Origin of the sequence: Pseudomonas sp. PA27(2017), assembly GCF_001945445.1 — a bacterium.
Classification (GTDB): domain Bacteria; phylum Pseudomonadota; class Gammaproteobacteria; order Pseudomonadales; family Pseudomonadaceae; genus Aquipseudomonas.
This window is the reverse complement of sequence record NZ_MSXW01000034.1, coordinates 1-2,626: the sequence shown is the minus strand read 5'-3', so window position 1 is coordinate 2,626 and position 2,626 is coordinate 1. Positions and strand designations below refer to the sequence as shown.

Annotated in this window: 1 rRNA gene; it reads right to left on the bottom strand. The window is 52.1% G+C overall.

The window, feature by feature from the left end:
• Positions 1-83 precede the first annotated feature (83 nt).
• Positions 84-2,626 (bottom strand): 23S ribosomal RNA (locus tag BVH06_RS16680); the annotation flags it as partial.

Here is a 2,626-nt window from a genome sequence, read left to right as displayed (position 1 = left end):
TCGGTTGGTATTACGTGTTCTCGCAAATTTTCGGCATTACTGTCGACTTCAACCGTCTAACAGCCAAATTGTTTGGGTGTTATATGGTCAAGCCTCACGGGCAATTAGTACTGGTTAGCTCAACGCCTCACAACGCTTACACACCCAGCCTATCAACGTCGTAGTCTTCGACGGCCCTTTAGGGAACTCAAGGTTCCAGTGAGATCTCATCTTGAGGCAAGTTTCCCGCTTAGATGCTTTCAGCGGTTATCTTTCCCGAACATAGCTACCCGGCAATGCCACTGGCGTGACAACCGGAACACCAGAGGTTCGTCCACTCCGGTCCTCTCGTACTAGGAGCAGCCCCTCTCAAATCTCAAACGTCCACGGCAGATAGGGACCGAACTGTCTCACGACGTTCTAAACCCAGCTCGCGTACCACTTTAAATGGCGAACAGCCATACCCTTGGGACCGGCTTCAGCCCCAGGATGTGATGAGCCGACATCGAGGTGCCAAACACCGCCGTCGATATGAACTCTTGGGCGGTATCAGCCTGTTATCCCCGGAGTACCTTTTATCCGTTGAGCGATGGCCCTTCCATACAGAACCACCGGATCACTAAGACCTACTTTCGTACCTGCTCGACGTGTCTGTCTCGCAGTCAAGCGCGCTTTTGCCTTTATACTCTACGACCGATTTCCGACCGGTCTGAGCGCACCTTCGTACTCCTCCGTTACTCTTTAGGAGGAGACCGCCCCAGTCAAACTACCCACCATACACTGTCCTCGATCCGGATAACGGACCAGAGTTAGAACCTCAAGGTTGCCAGGGTGGTATTTCAAGGATGGCTCCATGAGAACTGGCGTCCCCACTTCAAAGCCTCCCACCTATCCTACACAAGCAAGCTCAAAGTCCAGTGCAAAGCTATAGTAAAGGTTCACGGGGTCTTTCCGTCTAGCCGCGGATACACTGCATCTTCACAGCGATTTCAATTTCACTGAGTCTCGGGTGGAGACAGCGCCGCCATCGTTACGCCATTCGTGCAGGTCGGAACTTACCCGACAAGGAATTTCGCTACCTTAGGACCGTTATAGTTACGGCCGCCGTTTACCGGGGCTTCGATCAAGAGCTTCGCGTTAGCTAACCCCATCAATTAACCTTCCGGCACCGGGCAGGCGTCACACCCTATACGTCCACTTTCGTGTTTGCAGAGTGCTGTGTTTTTAATAAACAGTCGCAGCGGCCTGGTATCTTCGACCGGCATGTGCTTACGGGGTAAACCCTTCACACTCACCGGCGCACCTTCTCCCGAAGTTACGGTGCCATTTTGCCTAGTTCCTTCACCCGAGTTCTCTCAAGCGCCTTGGTATTCTCTACCTAACCACCTGTGTCGGTTTGGGGTACGGTTCCTAATTACCTGAAGCTTAGAAGCTTTTCCTGGAAGCATGGCATCAACCACTTCATCGTCCTAAAGGACAACTCGTCATCAGCTCTCGGCCTTGATCTCCCGGATTTACCTAAGAAACCAGCCTACCACCTTAAACACGGACAACCAACGCCGTGCTGGCCTAGCCTTCTCCGTCCCTCCATCGCAGTAATTAGAAGTACGGGAATATTAACCCGTTTCCCATCGACTACGCATTTCTGCCTCGCCTTAGGGGCCGACTCACCCTGCGTCGATTAACGTTGCGCAGGAAACCTTGGTCTTTCGGCGTGCGAGTTTTTCACTCGCATTGTCGTTACTCATGTCAGCATTCGCACTTCTGATACCTCCAGCAAGCTTCTCAACTCACCTTCACAGGCTTACAGAACGCTCCTCTACCGCTCAACTTACGTTGAACCCGTAGCTTCGGTGTATGGTTTGAGCCCCGTTACATCTTCCGCGCAGGCCGACTCGACTAGTGAGCTATTACGCTTTCTTTAAAGGGTGGCTGCTTCTAAGCCAACCTCCTAGCTGTCTAAGCCTTCCCACATCGTTTCCCACTTAACCATAACTTTGGGACCTTAGCTGACGGTCTGGGTTGTTTCCCTTTTCACGACGGACGTTAGCACCCGCCGTGTGTCTCCCGTGCTGACACTTGCTGGTATTCGGAGTTTGCATCGGTTTGGTAAGTCGGGATGACCCCCTAGCCGAAACAGTGCTCTACCCCCAGCAGTGATACACGAGGCGCTACCTAAATAGCTTTCGAGGAGAACCAGCTATCTCCGAGCTTGATTAGCCTTTCACTCCGATCCACAGGTCATCCGCTAACTTTTCAACGGTAGTCGGTTCGGTCCTCCAGTCAGTGTTACCTAACCTTCAACCTGCCCATGGATAGATCGCCCGGTTTCGGGTCTATACCCAGCGACTAAACGCCCTATTAAGACTCGCTTTCGCTACGCCTCCCCTATTCGGTTAAGCTCGCCACTGAATATAAGTCGCTGACCCATTATACAAAAGGTACGCAGTCACCCAACAAAGTAGGCTCCCACTGCTTGTACGCATACGGTTTCAGGTTCTATTTCACTCCCCTCTCCGGGGTTCTTTTCGCCTTTCCCTCACGGTACTGGTTCACTATCGGTCAGTCAGTAGTATTTAGCCTTGGAGGATGGTCCCCCCATATTCAGACAAAGTTTCTCGTGCTCCGTCCTACTCGATTTCATTGA